The following is a 15354-nucleotide window of genomic DNA, read 5'->3' as shown; positions in this document are numbered from 1 at the left end:
GCCCGCACCGCGCTGACCGGCCTGACGCCGGACCCCGGTCGGCACCGACGAAGCACTGCCGTACCGGCGGTTCACCGGCACCGCCTTCCTCGGCGCCGTGACAGCCGGTGCCCGCGCGGACTTCGCCGGCACCGACCTGTTCACCGCCGGCAGCGGAGCCTTCACCGCACAACGCCACGTCGAAGACCTGCGCACCCTCACCGGCCAACTGCGCCCGGACCACACCGGATCATGACCGTGTCACCGACGCCGGACAGCGAGCGGCGGAGGTTCCGTCGCCCGACGGTGATGCCGGGATGACGAGAATCAGACGCCGTAGGGGCTGTCGATGATGTAGACCCAGTCCCCCTCGCTCGTCCTCCTCATCACCTCGACCGCCTTTCCTTCCACGGTGCCGCTCTCGCTCGTGATCCGCCAGGACGGCTGGACCATCGCCAGGTCGCCGTTCTGATGGACCGACGTGGCCTCCACCTCCATGGTGCTGGGCGAGGCGAGGTAGGGCTTCAGCGCTTCATTGATGCTTTCCCTGCCGTAGACCGGCTCCTGTCCCGGTCCCGGTACGAACATGGCGTCTTCGTCGAACAGGGAACCCAGTCCGTCGAGGTCCTGGTCCTTGAGGTACTGGGCGAAGCGCTCGTGCACGACTTCCGGTGTCATGTTCTTTCCCCTTCGTTTTTAGCATGTTGTGCGCGCTGATGATCTTGTCCGGCACGGTGGCGAGGCCCTCGTGCAGTGCGGTGACCGCAGCCGCTCCCGCGTCTCCGGCGGCGTGGAAGGAGCGGGCCGGTGCGCCGGCGGCGGCACTGGGTGAGGTGTCAGCGGGTGTGCGGGTCGGGCAGGGTGATGGGCTGGCCCGGGGTGGGCCAGTGCAGCGGGACGCCGGCGGCGTCGAAGAGCTGCTGGACGTGGCTGCGGTCTTCGGTGTAGTGCGCCCAGCCCTCGGCGTGCACGGCCACCACGAGGGGGTCGCCGAGCAGACGGCGGGCCTCGACGGCCTGCACCGCGGTCAGCGACAGTCGTATGTCACCGAATTCCTCGAAGCCTGCCGCGCCCAGGTGCAGCAGCGCCACATCGACGCGGTACCGGTCGGCCAGGGCACTCATCGCGTCCAGGTCGACGGTGTCACCGGAGACGTACACCGTCGGTGCCGAGCCGTCGTCGGTGTGCAGGAGGAAGCCGGTGACCGGACCGGTGATGGCCTCGGTGCCGACGGGGCCGTGGCGGGCGGGGACCGCGGTGATGTTCAGCGGCGTGCGGCCCGGCTTCGACAGGGTCCGGGTCTGCCAGGGCTCCAGGCCGACGGCTGCGCCCCCGAGATCCTTGGCGCCGGCGACGGTGGTGAACACCTTCGAGGCACCGGAGGCCACCGTACGCCCGGCGGTGTCGAGGTTGTCCTGATGCCCGGTGTGGCTGACCACGACGGCGTCGAGGGCGGGCAGTTGGGAGGGTTTCAGCGCCGGGTCGGCGGTCTTGCGCACCATGACCGGGCCGTTCTGGTACTCGGTGCCGGCGGCGTCGAAGGTCGGGTCCGTCAGCAGCGTCCATCCGGCCAGGTGGATCAGCGCGGTGGGGCCGCCGAGCACCGTCACGATGTTCGCGGCGCGGGTCACCGCAACGTCAGTTACCACAGGTACTCCTTGACTATCAGCGGTTGGCTCACTCACTCTGACCGAGTTACTTTCTGCTGGGAAGTACATACCTTTAGGTGAGGTGAGCACGTGCAGGAAAGCACGCGAGGCAACGTCCGCGATCCCGCCTGCCCCGGCAGGCAGCTGTTCGACCTGGTCACCGCCCGGTGGGCCGCGCTGGTCCTGGTGGATCTCATGGACGGCCCGCAACGCTGGTCCGAGCTGCGCCGGCGGGCCGGCGGCGTCAGCGACAAGATGCTCGCGCAGACCCTGCGCGACCTCGAAGCCGGTGGCCTGATCACCCGCACCGTGCACACCAGCCGCCCACCGACGGTGCAGTACGCCCTGACCGACCTCGCCCGCGGCGCCACCGCCGCACTGCAACACCTGCAGGACTGGGCCGAACAGCACACCAGCGACTACGCCCACCACCGACACACCCACACCACCGACCCGAAGCCCTGAAAGGGCAGGCTCGGTGTGCTCACGTCACCGCCCTCGCTACTCCGAGGCGTCTGCCAGGTCGACGGAGGGCTCTTGTCCGCCCTGGAAGGCACGGCCGAAGTGTTGGCCGGAGCTGCCGACGGACAGGAGGTCAGGGCGTTTGGCCACGCGACCGTCTCCGGAGGAACGCCCACGCGCGCGCCTGGCGATCCACGGACCCAGGAATCCGGCGACCCAGCGCACCTCGGCTGACGCGGCACGCAAGAATCGTGCCCGACCAACAGGCAGGACGGGCAACGGGTGCGTCCAGGAGTCGTCAGTGTCCGGCACGTTGAGCGAGTGAGCGAGCGCCGCCGCGATCCGCTGGTGGCCGAGTGGGCTCGAGTGGAGGCGGTCCTGACTCCACAGGCGTGGATCCGTGGCCACCGGATACAGGGTGACGTCGGCGACGACGACACCATGCCGGTGCGCCGCCGCGCGAACACGGTGGTTCAGCGCCTCAAGACGCGGCCGGAGCGGACGGGCCAGTGGAGTTACGCGCGCGATGTCGGGAAAGGTGAGCGTCGCCACGCGCGCCCCTTGGCCGGTGAGCGCGGCGAACATCGCCTCCAGGTGCGCGGCCACCTCATCCGGATCGAAGCGGGGGCGCAGCATGTCGTTGACTCCGGCCACGACCGTCGCGAAGTCCGGCCGCAGCGCAAGCGCCGCGGGCAACTGCTCCGCGTGGACCTGCCCGGCCAGACGGCCCCGTACTGCGAGATTGGCGTACCGAAGCTGCGGGCTGTGCCGGGCCAGGTGCTCGGCGAGCCGGTCGGCCCACCCGCGCAGGCCTGTCACATCGTCGCCGTCGCCGACCCCTTCGGTGTGACTGTCACCCAGGGCCACGAAGCGCAGATAGCGGGTCTCAGTGCCTGACATGAGCGGCTGGCTCCTTTGCGATCACCAGAAGAGCCCTCACTCTAGTCAATTTTTTGAGTAATAGTCTTGGCGCGCTGGTCGAGCCTGCGCAACGCCATGTCGCCCCACTCGAGGTTCTCCCGCTCGAACGACATCCCGCGCAGCAGAGTGAGGTACGGGCCGATACGCTCGGCCTCGGCGAAGTACGCCTCCTCCGAGCGGCCGCCCAGCAGTCGCTGCCGGATTCTCTCGTAGCGGGCCAGCTTGGCCGTGGCCCATTCCATGCGTTCGAGGACGGCGGCGCGCACCGCCTCGACGTCGCCGGCGTCCGCGCACTGCACCTTGACCAGCAGTTCGTCCCTGATGACCGCGGGCCGCCCCAGAGGCTCGGCCGTGTATGCGCGCACCGCCTCCCGCCCAGCCTCCGTCAGGGAGAACAGCCGTTTGTTGGGACGACGCCGCTGCTCGACGAGGCGAGCCGTGACCAGCCCCTCGGCCTCCATACGCTCCAGCTCCCGATAGAGCTGCTGAGGCGTCGCCGTCCAGAAGTTCGCGACCGTTGCGTCAAAGCCCTTTGCGAGGTCGTAACCGGACGCCTCGCCCTCCAGCAGCGCGGCCATCACCGCGTTCCGCAATGCCATGGCAGCAAGGTACGGCCCAGCGAGTGTTCAATGATGAGCACTCCCGAAGCGCCGCCCTCGACAAGCACCGGAGTCGCCTCTGCCCTCCTCTACCAATATGCAACTTGTTTAGTATGGAAGGAAGCTCCAGGACTGCGGCCTCCGCCCCCGCGCTGCCCGAGGCCATGGGCGCCCAGTTCGAGAAGATCGCCCGAGAGGCCGCCGGGCAGTGAGCCCGACGACCGACGCCGTGGTCATCGGCGCGGGAACGCGTGACTGACCGCCGCCACCCTCCAGCATGCGGGACGACGCACCTCCTGGTGAGGCGTCACAGTCGTGCGGCAAGGAGGGACGCTGGAGGCCGAACAGCGACCGGGACTGCAGGACGGCGCTGCGACGGCTCACATCGCTCGGCGTTTCCTCAGCTCAGCGAGCCATTCCCGTACTCGTTCGTCATCGTGCAGGTAGCCGCCGCCATCGCTCGCGGGACGCAGGAAGGCGATTCCGTAGAGGCAGTTCAGAGCTCACCAGGACAAGTCGTCCCAGATGATCCTGTCCTCCGTCACCCACCTCGCCGCCCAGCGGTCGGCCCCGTCCCGGGGCAACCGGCCCGCGACAAGCTCAACGAAGCGATCTTCGATCTCATCAGGAGCCGGCTGGCCGCTGACTTCCGTGCCCCGACCGTACAGGCAGGGCAAACGTTGCCTGATGCGGCACTAGTGCCTCTCCACCAGCACCGCACTCCCCTGCCCCACTCCCACACACATCGTCGCCAGCCCCCGCTCCGCGCCCGTCCGCCGCATCCGGTGCAGCAGCGTCGTGAGGATCCGTGCGCCCGAGCAGCCCAGCGGATGCCCCAGCGCGATGGCGCCTCCGCTGGGGTTCACCAGTTCGGGGTCGATGCCGAGCTGGTCCACGCACGCGAGTGCCTGGGCCGCGAACGCCTCGTTGAACTCGGCCTCCTGGATGTCGCCGATCGTCCAGTCGGCGCGGGCAAGGGCCTTGCGGGTGGCGGGGACGGGGCCGATGCCCATCACGTCGGGGTGGACGCCGGCCGAGGCGCCGGCGACATAGCGACCGAGGGACTCCAGGCCCAGTTCGTTGAGCGCCTCCTCGCTGACCAGGAGCAGTCCGGCGGCTCCGTCGTTCATCGGTGAGGCGTTGCCCGCGGTGACCGTGCCGCCGTCCCGGAAGACCGGCTTCAGCCGGGACAGCTTCTCGTACGAGGTGTCCTCGCGGACGCACTCGTCGCTGTCGACCAGCACGCCGTCGGGGCGCCGCACGGGGAGCAGTTCGTCGTCGAAGTGGCCGTCCTTGCGGGCGAGGGCGGCCCGTTGGTGGCTGCGCAGCGCGAAGTCGTCCTGTCGCTCGCGCGGGACGCCGTAGCGCTCGGCGACCTCCTCGGCCGTCTCGCCCATGGACAGCAGGCCGTGCAGTTCCCGCATCGCCGGGTTGACCAGGCGCCAGCCGAGCCGAGTGTCGGCGGTCTCGATGCGGTGCGGCAGCGCCTCGTCGGGGCGGGGCAGGACGAAGGGGGCGCGGCTCATGGACTCGGAGCCGCCGGCGAGCACGATGTCGGCCTCGCCGGCCGCGATGGTGCGGGCGGCCATGGTGACCGCTTCGAGGCCGGAGGCGCACAGCCGGTTGACGGTCGCGCCCGGCACGGACTCCGGGAGACCGGCGAGCAGCGCGGCCATGCGGGCGACGTTGCGGTTGTCCTCGCCGGCCTGGTTGGCGGCGCCCCAGTAGACGTCGTCGACCCGGGCCGGATCCAGCGCGGGCACGTCCGCGACGAGGCCCCGGATCACGGTCGCGGCGAGGTCGTCGGGGCGGACCGACGACAGCGCTCCGCGCAGTTTGCCGATGGGGGTGCGGCGGGCGGCCGCGAAGTGGACGGGACGCACGACAGGACTCCTGACCGGGCTGTACGAGTCGGCATCGGATCGATACCGCATTGATCAACACCACATTAATTAGCACCGCTAGTTTTGGACTATAGACCGACCCGCCGCACCCTGGGAAGATCCCCGGGAACCTTCACCACCGCAGCCGGAGGGAACGAGGAGCACATGGCCGACGCGCGCGAGCACGCCATCGAGGGACACCGGGGAACGATCGTCGTACGCGAGTGGCCCAACCCTCGGGCCCGCTGCCTGGCATTCGTGGTGCACGGCTACGGCGAGCATGTCGGCCGGTACGCCGAGGTGGCGGAGGTCCTGGTCGCGCACGGGGCGGCCGTGTTCGGACCCGATCACGTCGGACATGGCAGGTCGGCGGGCGAGCGCGTGGTGATCGAGGACTTCGATGACGTGGTCGCCGATGTCCACACGGCCGTCGGACTGGCCCGGTCCGCGTATCCCGACCTGCCGGTCGTCATGATCGGGCACTCCATGGGCGGCCTGATCGCGGCCCGCTACGCCCAGCTCCGCGGCGCGGGGCTCGCCGCCCTGGTCCTGTCCGGCCCGGTGATCGGCGACTGGGAGCTGCCCCGGCGGCTGCTCGCCCTCGACGAGATCCCCGACACGCCGATCAGCCCGGCCTCGCTCTCCCGTGACCCCGGGGTGGGTGCGGCGTACACGGCGGATCCGCTGGTCTGGCACGGGCCGATGAAACGGCCGACCGTGGAGGCCTTCGCCCGGATGCTGGACACCGTGTCCGCCGAGTCCAAGGACGGCGGCATCGGGCCGCTGCCGCTGCTGTGGCTGCACGGCGACGACGACCGCCTCGTCCCGCTCCCCGGCAGCCGCGTCGGCATCGAGGAGCTGCGCGCGGACGAGACGACCGAGCGGATCTACCCGGGAGCCCGGCACGAGGTCTTCAACGAGACGAACAAGGCGGACGTCTTCGCCGACCTCGTCCACTTCCTGGACGACGTGCTCGCGCACTGAGACGCGACGCGTTTGCGTCGGTTCGCCCCGGGGCACCCGCGCCGGCATGGGGTGGTCGCGGAGCCGCGCCACTCCTCACCGGCCCTGACCAGGCCAGAAGGGCCGGCAAGCCAGAAGGACCAGAAGGAGGAGCCCGGTATGACTGTCGTCAAGAGCACGCTGCCCGAGCCGGCCCGCCGGGTCGCCGGGGAGGCCCTGCAGAGCACGCTCGTCGATCTCCTCGGACTGTCGCTGATCGGGAAGCAGGCGCACTGGAACATCGTGGGCCCGCGCTTCCGCTCGATCCATCTGCAACTCGACGACGTGGTCTCCGTGGCCCGCTCCTACGCCGACACGGTCGCCGAACGCTCCGCGGCCCTCGGACTGCCGCCCGACGGCCGGCCGGAGACCGTCGCCGCGGCCTACACACTGCCCGGCCCCAAGGAGGGCTGGCTGCGCGACACCGAGGTCGTCCAGTTGGTGGTGGACGCCCTCGCGTCGGCCATAGAGCGGCTGCGCGTACGCATCGACGCCACGGCCGAGCCGGATCCGGTGACGCAGGACCTCCTGATCTCCGTCACGAGCGAGCTGGAGAAGCAGCGCTGGATGTTCGACGCCGAGAACTGGCCGCGCGACGAGTGACGCGGCCGTACGGAGGAGTCGTACGGGAGAGCCGTACGGGACGAGCCGTACGCCGTACGCGCACAGCCGCACTCGTCACACGCGCCGCACCCACCACACTCGACGCACTCGACGCACCCGCCAAAAGGAGGGACACCATGACCGACGCCCTCGAACTCGACACGCTGTGGCAGGACTTCCACCGCGTGGTGAACATGACCTCGCAGGAGCTGGCCGCGTGGCTGCGGGTCAGTGACGCGGACGAGGAGACCGAACCGCTGCCGGACCAGGCCGGCACACCGACCGGGCAGCACGTCCTCGCGATCCTCCAGAAGCGGCGCACGGACCTCACCGAGGACGACATCCAGGTGATGTACGACGTCGTGGACACCGTCAGCGAGGAGGCCGACCTCGAGAACGAGCCCGAACCCGAACAGACGCGTCGGCGGCATCAGCTGATGACCATCGGCCACGACCCGCTGAAGCCGTGAGCGACGACAGGCGCGTCGTACGGGAACTCGTCCGGGCGCACGGCCAGACCTTCGCCGAGGAGGCGGGCATCAAGCTGAAGGACACCCCGCAGCCGCTGTATCGGCTGCTGGTGCTGGCACATCTGCTCAGCGCCCGGATCCGCGGCTCGGTCGCCGTCGACAGCACCCGGGCCCTGTACGACGCCGGCCTGCGCGACCCGCGCCGGATGGCCGACGCCGACTGGCAGGAGCGGGTGGACGCGCTGGGCCGGGGCGGCTACCGGCGCTACGACGAGCGTACGGCGACCCAACTCGGCGACGCCGCCGAGCTGTTGACCGACCGCTGGGGCGGCGATCTGCGCCGCCTGCGGGACGAGGCGGACGGCGACGTCGCCGAACTGCGCCGTCTGCTCCAGGAGTTCCCCGGCCTGGGCCCGGCCGGCGTCGACATCTTCCTGCGCGAGGCCCAGCGGGTCTGGCCGGAGGTGGCGCCCTACCTCGACGACAAGGCGCTCTCGGGCGCACAGCGGCTCGGCCTGCCGAAGGATCCCGACCGGCTGACCGACCTGGCCAAAGACACCGAACCGGCCGTGCTGGCTGCCGCGTTGGTGCGGGCCGCGCTCGACAAGGAGGTGGCCGAAGACAGTCTCCGCCGGGCAGCATGATCGTGAAAGACTGCTCGAACACGGCGTCGTCGAGCAGAGGAGAGCCAGGTGACCGGGACCGAGCCGGCCGTATCGCGTATCGACACGAGCAGGCCGCATCCGGCCCGGGTCTACGACTGGTTCCTCGGCGGCAAGGACAACTACCCGGTCGACGAGGAGCTCGGACGGCGGATCGCCGCGCTCCAGGGCGACGCTCCCCGGCATGCGCGGGCCAACCGCCGGTTCATGGAGCGGGCCACCCGGGCCGTCGTCCGGGAGACGGGGATCCGGCAGTTCCTCGACATCGGCTCCGGCATCCCGACCGAGCCGAACCTCCACCAGATCGCCCAGTCCGTCGTCCCGGACGCCCGGGTGGTGTACGTCGACAACGACCCGATCGTCCTCGCGCACGCGGCGGCCCTGCTGCGCGGCACCCCGCAGGGCGTGACCGAGTACGTGCAGGCCGACGCGCGGGAACCGGAGCGCATCCTCGAACAGGCCGCGTCCGTCCTGGACTTCGACCGCCCGGTCGCCCTGTCCCTGATCGCGCTGCTGCACTTCATCGCTGACGACGACGGCGCCCACCGGCTGGTGGACACGCTGGTCGGCGCGCTGGCGCCGGGCAGCTGTCTGGTGCTGTCGGCGATGACGGCGGACTTCGATCCGGAGAACGTCCGCAAGGGCATCGAGGCCTACACCGCGAGCGGCGTGACCCTGGTGGCCCGATCACACGCCGAAGTGGGCCGCCTCTTCCAGGGACTCGACCTGCTGGAACCGGGGATCGTCTCCCTGTCGGACTGGCGGCCCTCGGCGGAGGAGGGCGGCGGGAACGAGGGCTCGCCCGTGTCGCTGTACGGCGCGGTGGGGATCAAGCCCTGAACCGAGTCCTGGATCGATGAACCGAGTCCTGGATCGCTCCTGGACGAAGGCCTCCGCCAAGCCCCGGCTCAGCCGAGCAGCCACCCTCCGTCCACGCTCAGTTCGACCGCGTTGACCGACCCGTTGCGCAGCAGGAAGTCCACGGCGTCGACCACGTCGGCCATGGTGGCGAGCCGTCCGGTGGGGGTCTCGGTGCGCAGGGTGGCGAGCACCTTCTCCGGCTTGGTCTGCCAGTAGGGGCTGTCGCCGACGACGCCCGGGTGGACGGCGTTCACCCGGATCGGGGCGAGTTCGACGGCGAGGGTGTTCACCAGGCCGCCGACGCCCGCGTTGACCGTGGCCACCGTCGTCGCGCCCGGGTAGGGCCGCTCCTTGGCCTGTCCGCCGAACAGCACGATCGCGCTGTCGGCGTGGAGCCGGTCCTGGAGCGTGTGCACGACCTCGGTGTAGCCGACGAGTTTGAGGGTGACGAGTCGCAGGGCGGCGTCGATGTCGTACTCGGTGACCTTGTTGTCGTCGCGGGAGACACCCGCGATCACCAGATGGTCGAGCGGTCCGACGCCGGCCAGCGCGGCGCCGATCTCCTTCGGCCGGCCGAGGTCGAGGGCGAGTCCGCGGGCGCCGATCTCCTTGGCGACGGTGTCGGCGCGCCCGGCGTCGCGGCCGGTCAGGACGACCTCGTCGCCGCGTCCGGCCCGCATCCTGGCAAACTCCAGCCCGATCCCGGACGTGCCGCCCACCACGAGGACGCTGCTCATGACTCCAGGGCCTCCCTCAAGTACTCCCAGTCCCGTGTGAACCGGTAGGAGTGGCGCGGCGGCGGCTGCGGCGCCTGTGTTTCCAGCCAACGCAACGGCCCCTGCCCGGCGTTGGCGAAGCCGTGCACGCAGCCGGCGCCCGCCCAGGCGCAGTCGCCGGGCCCCAGCCGGTACCGTTCGCCGTCGAACACCGCGTCCGCCTCCCCTTCGAGGAACAGGTACGTCTCCTCGAAGGGGTGGTCGTGGGTGCCCGCGACACCGTCGGGCGCGTACTGCACCATGAACATCGTCGAGGCGACCGCGCCGAGGTCGCTGTCGACCATCATCTTCACGGTGATCCCGCTGTACACGAGCAGCGCGGTGCGCATGCTCGCCGACACCGCGAGCAGGTCCTGCGACTGCTTGCCGGGGTCCATCTGCACGGGCTCGAAGTGGCCGAAGGACCGGGTGCGCGGGTCGCGGACATCGATGCGGACGGGGTCGCGTGCGGGCAGTGCGGGCACCGGCTGGGTGTCGTACCCGTAGCGGGCCCGCGGCACGGGAGCGAGCATGTCGGCCCAGCGTCCGGCGACGTCACCGGCGCCCCGCCAGGCGTGCGGGACGCCGGTCGGGAGGAGGCCGTAGTCGCCCTCTTCGAGGAGGTACGACGCCTCGGGCACATCGAGGATCACGGCCCCGTAGAGCACATGGAAGCTCTCCTCGTACGAGTGCACATGGGCGGCGACCCGGCCGTCGGGCCGTATCCCGCACAGGCCGAAGCCGGTGTGCACGCTGCCGTCGCCCTCGCCGACCAACTCCCGTCGCCGATAGCCGTGTTCGTCGTACGGCTGCTGGGTGAGTTCGGCGGCGCGGCGCACCAGGTGTCGGGTCATGCGGCGCTCCTCGCCTCCTTCGCGGCCAGCAGCCGGTCGCGGGACTCCTGGACCAGGCGCCGGGCCCGGTCGAGGTCGGCCAGGAGCCTGCCGTCGCGCTTGCGGACGACGCCGTCGACGATGACGGTGTCGACGTTGGAGACGTCCGCCGACAGGGTCACGGCGGCTGCCGCGTCGTGCACGGGGGCGACGTTCGGCGCGGTGGCGTCGATCGCCACGACGTCGGCGCGTTTGCCGGGGGTGAGGGAGCCGGTGCGGTCCTCCAGGCCGGCGACGTGGGCGCCGTTGCGGGTGGCGATCTCCAGCATCTGACGTGCCGTCAACATCGTTTCGGGGACCGGCAGGTTGGCCTTCCAGCAGTCGGCGTTGACGCGGGCGCGTTCGGCGCCGAAGGCCGCGCGGATCTGGGTGAACATGTCGCCGGGCACGCTGGTGACGACGTCGATGCTGAGCGAGGGCCGCAGCCCGTACTCGATGGCCTTCATCACGGGCGGCCAGCCGTGCCCCATCTGCAGCTCGACCTGCGGGGCGATCGAGACCGTACCGCCGCTGTCCGCGACCATCTGCCACTCGTCCTCGTGGAAGTAGCAGCAGTGCACATAGGTGGTGTCGGGGCCGAGGAGTCCCAGGCCATGGAGCTGCTTGACCATGCCGAAGCGGCCCGCGAGGCGGCCCATCGCGACGTGCACGGTGATCGGGATGTCCAGGTCACGGGCGAGGGCCCACTCGGCGGTGACGACGTCGTCGGTGCAGAAGCCGGGGCCGCGGGTGGCCAGGGCCATGGTCAGCAGGCCGTCGTCGGAGGAGAAGTAGGTGCTGCGGATCCGCCGTACGTCGTCGCCGGGGACCGCGATCTTGCTCTCGAACCAGTAGTCGGCCAAGGAGGTGTTGGCGCTGCCGTACGCGTACTGGGCGCGGATGCCGGACTCCGTGAGCCCCTGGATCGCGGCGTCCGGGTGGGCGGGCGTGTTGTTGATGTGCGACCAGTCGACGAGGGTCGTGATGCCGGCGTTCAGGCACTCCAGGGATCCCGCGAGGTTGCCCGCGTACACGTCCTCGGGGGTGTAGAGCGGGGCGAAGGTGTCGAGGATGTCGACGAAGTAGTCGTCCAGGGTCGCGTCGGGGGCGACGTTCCGGATCGGCGCCTCCCAGGTGTGGCGGTGGGTGTCGACGAAGCCTGGGATCACGATCCGGCCGGTCATGTCGAGCACTTCGGCGTCGGCGCTGATCTCCGGCCGGACCGCGGTGATCTTCCCGTCCTCGATGAGGACGTCCCCTTGCGGGAGGTCCCCGATGTCGGGGTCCATCGACAGCACGTGTCCTGCGCGCAGGAGTATCCGATGGGGCATCGTTCTTCCTCCCATGGGGTGTTCAGTAGGCGGCGAGCCCGCGTACGGCTGCCACGACCTTGTCGACGGTGGGGATGACCTCCTCTTCGAGGGCGTCGGCGAACGGCAGCGGGACGCACTCCCCCGCCACCCGCCTGACCGGTGCGTCCAGCAGGGCGAACCCTTCGTCGGCGACGACGGAGACGAGCGTCGCGCCCCAGCCGCCCTGGTACGGGTTCTCCTCGACGGTGACGAGCCGCGAGGTCCGCCCGAGCGAGGCGAGCACGGTGCTCATGTCGAGCGGCACCAGACAGCGCAGGTCGACGACCTCGGCGTCGACGCCCTCGCCGGCCAGCAGCTCGGCGGCCTTCAGCGCGACCGGCACCATCGAGGCGAGCGCGACGAGGGTGACGTCGGTGCCCTCGCGGACGACGGCGGCGCGGCCCAGCTCGACGACGTGGTCCGGGGGCGGGGGCGCGCCCTTGGTGGCGAGCAGCCCCTTGTGCTCGAAGAAGACGACCGGGTCGTCGCTGCGGATCGCGGCCGCCATCATGCCGATCACGTCGGCGGGGGTCGCGGGTGCGGCGATCTTCAGGCCGGGCACGGTCAGCGCCCAGTTCTCGGTGGCCTGCGAGTGCTGGGCGCCGAAGCCGAGCCCGCCGCCGTTGGCGGTGCGCACGACGAGCGGGACGGTGACCTGACCGCCCGTCATGTACCGCACCTTGGGGATCTCGTTGGCGAGGTAGTCCCAGCAGCAGGCCAGGAAGTCGGAGAACATGATCTCGGCGACCGGCCGCATCCCGGTCATCGCCGCGCCCATGGCGGCCCCCACGATGGCCTGTTCGGAGATCGGCGTGTCCCACACCCGCTCGGGCCCGAACTCCTTGAACAGCCCGACGGTCGTCTTGAACACCCCGCCGGCCTCACCGATGTCCTCGCCCAGGCACACCACGGACGGATCGCGCCGCATCTCCCGCGCGATGCCCTCGGCGACGGCCTCCCGGTAGCTGATCACGTCCGCCACGCCGCACCCCCGTCCGCCCATACGTCGGTCAGCGCCTCGCGCGGATCGGGCGCGGGTCCCGCCTTCGCCGCATCGACGGCCTTCGCCACGAGGGAAGTCGCCCGCTCGTCCGCCTCGGCGACCACCGCCTCGGGCACCCCGATCTCGATGAGCCGCCCCCGCGCCAGATCCAACGGGTCGTGCTTCAGCCAGCGTTCGACCTCCTCGGCCGGACGATAGGTGGCCGGGTCGGCTCGGCTGTGCCCGAAGTGCCGGTACGTCCGCGCCTCCAGCAGCGCGGGCCCGTCTCCCGCCCGGGCCCGCCCCGCGAGCCGGGCCACCACGTCCTGCACGGCGACGACGTCGTTGCCGTCCACCACCTCGCCCGGGACGCCGTACGCCGGTGCCCGGTCCGCGGCAGGGCGGGCCACGGCCGTTACGTCGGCGATCGGCGTGTACTCCATGTACAGGTTGTTCTCACAGACGAACAGCACCGGCAGCTTCCATACGGCGGCCAGGTTGAGGGCCTCGTGGAAGGCGCCGATGTTGGTGGCGCCGTCCCCGAAGAAGGCGACGGCGATCTGGTCGGTGCCGCGCAGCCTGGCCGACCAGGCGGCGCCGGCCGCCATCGGGAGGTGGGCGCCGACGATGGCGTAGGAGCCGAGCATGCCGGTGGCCGCCTTGGTCAGGTGCATGGAGCCGCCCTTGGCCCCGCACAACCCCGTGGCCCGGCTCATGAGTTCGGCGAGGCACTCCTCGGGTGTGGCGCCGCGCGCCATCGCATGGTGGTGGCCCCTATAGGTGGCGAACACATAGTCGTCGGGGCGCAGGGCGGCGCTCGCGCCCACCGCGATGGCCTCGTGTCCGGCGGCGAGGTGGGTGGTGCCCTTGACCAGGCCCTGGAGGAACAGGTCGTGGGCGGCCTTCTCGGTGCGGCGGATGACGGTCATCTGCTCGTAGGCGGCGAGGAGTTCGGCCGGTTCCATCAGCGCGTCCCGGTGTTCAGATGGGACTGCGACTCGCGGCGGGTGTTCAGCTCGCCGCCCACCGTCCAGTACTTGCGGCCCGCCACCAGCAGTTCCTCCGCGGGGAACTTGGTGATGACCTCGCAGCCGTCGGCCGTGACGACCAGCTCCTCCTCGATCCGCGCGGCGGACCAGCCGTCGGCGGCGGGCCAGTACGTCTCCAGGGCGAACACCATGCCCTCTTCGAGGACCTCGGGGTGGTCGAGGGAGACCAGTCGGCTGAAGATCGGCTTCTCCCAGATGGACAGTCCGACGCCGTGGCCGTACTGCAGGGCGAACGCGGCGGTCTCGTCGGCGAATCCGAACTCCTCGGCGCGTGGCCACACTTGGACGATGTCGGCGGTCGTCGCGCCGGGCCGGACGAGGGCGATGGCCCGGTCCATGTACTCACGGCAGCGGACGTACGCGTCGCGCTGGGCACTGGACGCGCTGCCTACGGCAAAGGTGCGGTAGTAGCAGGTGCGGTAGCCGAGGTGGCTGTGCAGGATGTCGAAGAACGCGGGGTCGCCGGGGCGGATCAGACGGTCGCTGTAGACGTGCGGGTGCGGTGAACAGCGCTCGCCGGAGATCGCGTTGACGCCCTCGACGTACTCGCTGCCCAGGTCGTACAGCACCTTGCTGACGACTCCGACGCACTCGTTCTCCCGCACGCCCGGCCGCAGGTAGCCGTACAGCTCCTCGTACGCCGCGTCGACCATGGCGCAGGCCTGGGTGAGCAGGGAGATCTCGTCGCCGGTCTTGATGCGGCGCGCCTCCAGGAAGACCTGCTGTCCGTCGACGACGTCGATGCCCTCGCCGCGCAGGGCGGTGAGGATCGGCATCTCGGCGACGTCGATGCCGAGCGGCTCGCCCGCGAGGCCGTGCTCGCGCAGTTCGGCGGCGATCTTGGCGGCGACGTCCTCGGCGATCCCGGCGTCCGGGTGGAAGGCGCCGCGCAGCGTGGATATCCCCGCCCGGGCGCCGGTGGGCGGGCCGCCCTTGCCGTCGCTGTGGTCGAGCCACGGGTTGTAGAGCTGGTGATGGCGGGCGGCGGAGCCGAAGTCCCAGACGATCGGCTCACCGCCGCGCACCAGCAGGGCGAAGCGGATCAGCTTGTCCATCGCCCAGGTGCCGATGTGCGTGGCGGTCATGTAGCGGATGTTGGCGAAGTCGAAACTGAGCACCGCGCCCAGCTCGGAGCGGTTCAGGGTCTCGTTGAGGCGGGCCAGCCGCTGCTTGCGCAGCCGGTCCAGGTCGACGCGCTCTTCCCAGTCGACGGCATTGGGTCCGAATGTGCGGATCGCCATGGCGACCACCCC

Annotated in this window: 18 protein-coding genes; 7 read left to right on the top strand and 11 right to left on the bottom strand. The window is 70.7% G+C overall.

Going from position 1 to position 15354, the window contains the following annotated elements; all coding sequences use genetic code 11:
* Positions 1 to 97 precede the first annotated feature (97 nt).
* Positions 98 to 235: a hypothetical protein gene (locus L0P92_RS08680; RefSeq protein WP_234761929.1), complete on the top strand. Its 138-nt coding sequence runs from the start codon at positions 98 to 100 to the stop codon at positions 233 to 235.
* 71 nt (positions 236 to 306) lie between these two features.
* Here the strand turns inward: L0P92_RS08680 and L0P92_RS08675 are convergent, their stop codons facing one another.
* Positions 307 to 657: a YybH family protein gene (locus L0P92_RS08675; RefSeq protein ID WP_234761928.1), complete on the bottom strand. Its 351-nt coding sequence runs from the start codon at positions 655 to 657 to the stop codon at positions 307 to 309.
* A 158-nt stretch (positions 658 to 815) separates the two neighbouring features.
* Positions 816 to 1628, bottom strand: a complete 813-nt coding sequence (locus tag L0P92_RS08670; protein WP_234761927.1) for an MBL fold metallo-hydrolase — start codon at positions 1626 to 1628, stop codon at positions 816 to 818.
* 90 nt (positions 1629 to 1718) lie between these two features.
* Between L0P92_RS08670 and L0P92_RS08665 the strand changes: the two genes are divergently transcribed.
* Positions 1719 to 2093 carry a winged helix-turn-helix transcriptional regulator gene (locus tag L0P92_RS08665; protein WP_234761926.1) on the top strand — a complete coding sequence of 125 codons (375 nt, stop codon included), beginning with the start codon at positions 1719 to 1721 and terminating at the stop codon, positions 2091 to 2093.
* Positions 2094 to 2129: 36 nt separating this feature from the next.
* Here L0P92_RS08665 and L0P92_RS08660 read toward each other — a convergent pair whose 3' ends face one another.
* From L0P92_RS08660 to L0P92_RS08650, 3 genes are all read right to left on the bottom strand, one after another.
* Positions 2130 to 2990 (bottom strand): SGNH/GDSL hydrolase family protein, encoded by an 861-nt coding sequence (locus L0P92_RS08660; protein WP_234761925.1) that lies wholly within the window; start codon positions 2988 to 2990, stop codon positions 2130 to 2132.
* Positions 2991 to 3031: 41 nt separating this feature from the next.
* Positions 3032 to 3610: a PadR family transcriptional regulator gene (locus L0P92_RS08655; RefSeq protein WP_234761924.1), complete on the bottom strand. Its 579-nt coding sequence runs from the start codon at positions 3608 to 3610 to the stop codon at positions 3032 to 3034.
* Between the two features lie 695 nt (positions 3611 to 4305).
* The gene (locus tag L0P92_RS08650) at positions 4306 to 5493 is read right to left on the bottom strand and encodes a thiolase family protein (RefSeq protein WP_234761923.1); all 1188 of its coding nucleotides are present in this window, start codon (positions 5491 to 5493) and stop codon (positions 4306 to 4308) included.
* Between the two features lie 165 nt (positions 5494 to 5658).
* On the opposite strand from L0P92_RS08650, the gene L0P92_RS08645 reads away from it, so the two are divergent.
* From L0P92_RS08645 to L0P92_RS08625, 5 genes are all read left to right on the top strand, one after another.
* The gene (locus L0P92_RS08645; protein WP_234761922.1) at positions 5659 to 6477 is read left to right on the top strand and encodes an alpha/beta hydrolase; all 819 of its coding nucleotides are present in this window, start codon (positions 5659 to 5661) and stop codon (positions 6475 to 6477) included.
* 138 nt (positions 6478 to 6615) lie between these two features.
* Complete coding sequence (locus L0P92_RS08640; RefSeq protein ID WP_234761921.1) at positions 6616 to 7098, top strand: Dps family protein; 483 nt, start codon at positions 6616 to 6618, stop codon at positions 7096 to 7098.
* 137 nt (positions 7099 to 7235) lie between these two features.
* Positions 7236 to 7568, top strand: coding sequence for a DUF3140 domain-containing protein (locus L0P92_RS08635; protein WP_234761920.1), 333 nt, complete (start codon positions 7236 to 7238; stop codon positions 7566 to 7568).
* Positions 7565 to 8212, top strand: coding sequence for an HhH-GDP family DNA glycosylase (locus L0P92_RS08630; protein WP_234761919.1), 648 nt, complete (start codon positions 7565 to 7567; stop codon positions 8210 to 8212). The genes L0P92_RS08635 and L0P92_RS08630 overlap by 4 nt, the downstream gene beginning before the upstream one ends.
* A gap of 48 nt (positions 8213 to 8260) precedes the next feature.
* Entirely contained in the window at positions 8261 to 9070 is an 810-nt protein-coding gene (locus L0P92_RS08625) for an SAM-dependent methyltransferase (RefSeq protein WP_234761918.1), read from the top strand.
* A gap of 68 nt (positions 9071 to 9138) precedes the next feature.
* On the opposite strand, the gene L0P92_RS08620 is transcribed toward L0P92_RS08625, so the two are convergent.
* The 6 genes from L0P92_RS08620 to L0P92_RS08595 are packed head-to-tail and all read right to left on the bottom strand — an operon-like array spanning position 9139 to position 15342.
* Positions 9139 to 9828, bottom strand: a complete 690-nt coding sequence (locus L0P92_RS08620) for an SDR family oxidoreductase (protein WP_234761917.1) — start codon at positions 9826 to 9828, stop codon at positions 9139 to 9141.
* Complete coding sequence (locus L0P92_RS08615; protein WP_234761916.1) at positions 9825 to 10700, bottom strand: cupin domain-containing protein; 876 nt, start codon at positions 10698 to 10700, stop codon at positions 9825 to 9827. Before L0P92_RS08615 ends, L0P92_RS08620 begins: the two co-directional genes overlap by 4 nt.
* Positions 10697 to 12049 (bottom strand): amidohydrolase family protein, encoded by a 1353-nt coding sequence (locus L0P92_RS08610; RefSeq protein ID WP_234761915.1) that lies wholly within the window; start codon positions 12047 to 12049, stop codon positions 10697 to 10699. Before L0P92_RS08610 ends, L0P92_RS08615 begins: the two co-directional genes overlap by 4 nt.
* Before the next feature lie 22 nt (positions 12050 to 12071).
* Entirely contained in the window at positions 12072 to 13052 is a 981-nt protein-coding gene (locus L0P92_RS08605) for an alpha-ketoacid dehydrogenase subunit beta (protein WP_234761914.1), read from the bottom strand.
* Positions 13040 to 14017: a thiamine pyrophosphate-dependent dehydrogenase E1 component subunit alpha gene (locus L0P92_RS08600; protein WP_234761913.1), complete on the bottom strand. Its 978-nt coding sequence runs from the start codon at positions 14015 to 14017 to the stop codon at positions 13040 to 13042. The genes L0P92_RS08605 and L0P92_RS08600 overlap by 13 nt, the downstream gene beginning before the upstream one ends.
* Positions 14017 to 15342 (bottom strand): M24 family metallopeptidase, encoded by a 1326-nt coding sequence (locus tag L0P92_RS08595; RefSeq protein ID WP_234761912.1) that lies wholly within the window; start codon positions 15340 to 15342, stop codon positions 14017 to 14019. Before L0P92_RS08595 ends, L0P92_RS08600 begins: the two co-directional genes overlap by 1 nt.
* Positions 15343 to 15354 lie beyond the last annotated feature (12 nt).

Origin of the sequence: Streptomyces muensis, assembly GCF_021474425.1 — a bacterium.
Classification (GTDB): Bacteria; Actinomycetota; Actinomycetes; order Streptomycetales; family Streptomycetaceae; genus Streptomyces; species Streptomyces muensis.
This window is presented reverse-complemented; position numbering and strand designations above follow the sequence as displayed.

Bases quoted from the DNA above. Each gene is read 5' to 3' on its own strand.
- L0P92_RS08675 (WP_234761928.1), bottom strand. From the start codon at position 657: ATGACACCGGAAGTCGTGCACGAGCGCTTCGCCCAGTACCTCAAGGAC.
- L0P92_RS08660 (WP_234761925.1), bottom strand. From the start codon at position 2,990: ATGTCAGGCACTGAGACCCGCTATCTGCGCTTCGTGGCCCTGGGTGAC.
- L0P92_RS08655 (WP_234761924.1), bottom strand. From the start codon at position 3,610: ATGGCATTGCGGAACGCGGTGATGGCCGCGCTGCTGGAGGGCGAGGCG.
- L0P92_RS08645 (WP_234761922.1), top strand. From the start codon at position 5,659: ATGGCCGACGCGCGCGAGCACGCCATCGAGGGACACCGGGGAACGATC.
- L0P92_RS08640 (WP_234761921.1), top strand. From the start codon at position 6,616: ATGACTGTCGTCAAGAGCACGCTGCCCGAGCCGGCCCGCCGGGTCGCC.
- L0P92_RS08635 (WP_234761920.1), top strand. From the start codon at position 7,236: ATGACCGACGCCCTCGAACTCGACACGCTGTGGCAGGACTTCCACCGC.
- L0P92_RS08620 (WP_234761917.1), bottom strand. From the start codon at position 9,828: ATGAGCAGCGTCCTCGTGGTGGGCGGCACGTCCGGGATCGGGCTGGAG.
- L0P92_RS08615 (WP_234761916.1), bottom strand. From the start codon at position 10,700: ATGACCCGACACCTGGTGCGCCGCGCCGCCGAACTCACCCAGCAGCCG.
- L0P92_RS08610 (WP_234761915.1), bottom strand. From the start codon at position 12,049: ATGCCCCATCGGATACTCCTGCGCGCAGGACACGTGCTGTCGATGGAC.
- L0P92_RS08600 (WP_234761913.1), bottom strand. From the start codon at position 14,017: ATGGAACCGGCCGAACTCCTCGCCGCCTACGAGCAGATGACCGTCATC.
- L0P92_RS08595 (WP_234761912.1), bottom strand. From the start codon at position 15,342: ATGGCGATCCGCACATTCGGACCCAATGCCGTCGACTGGGAAGAGCGC.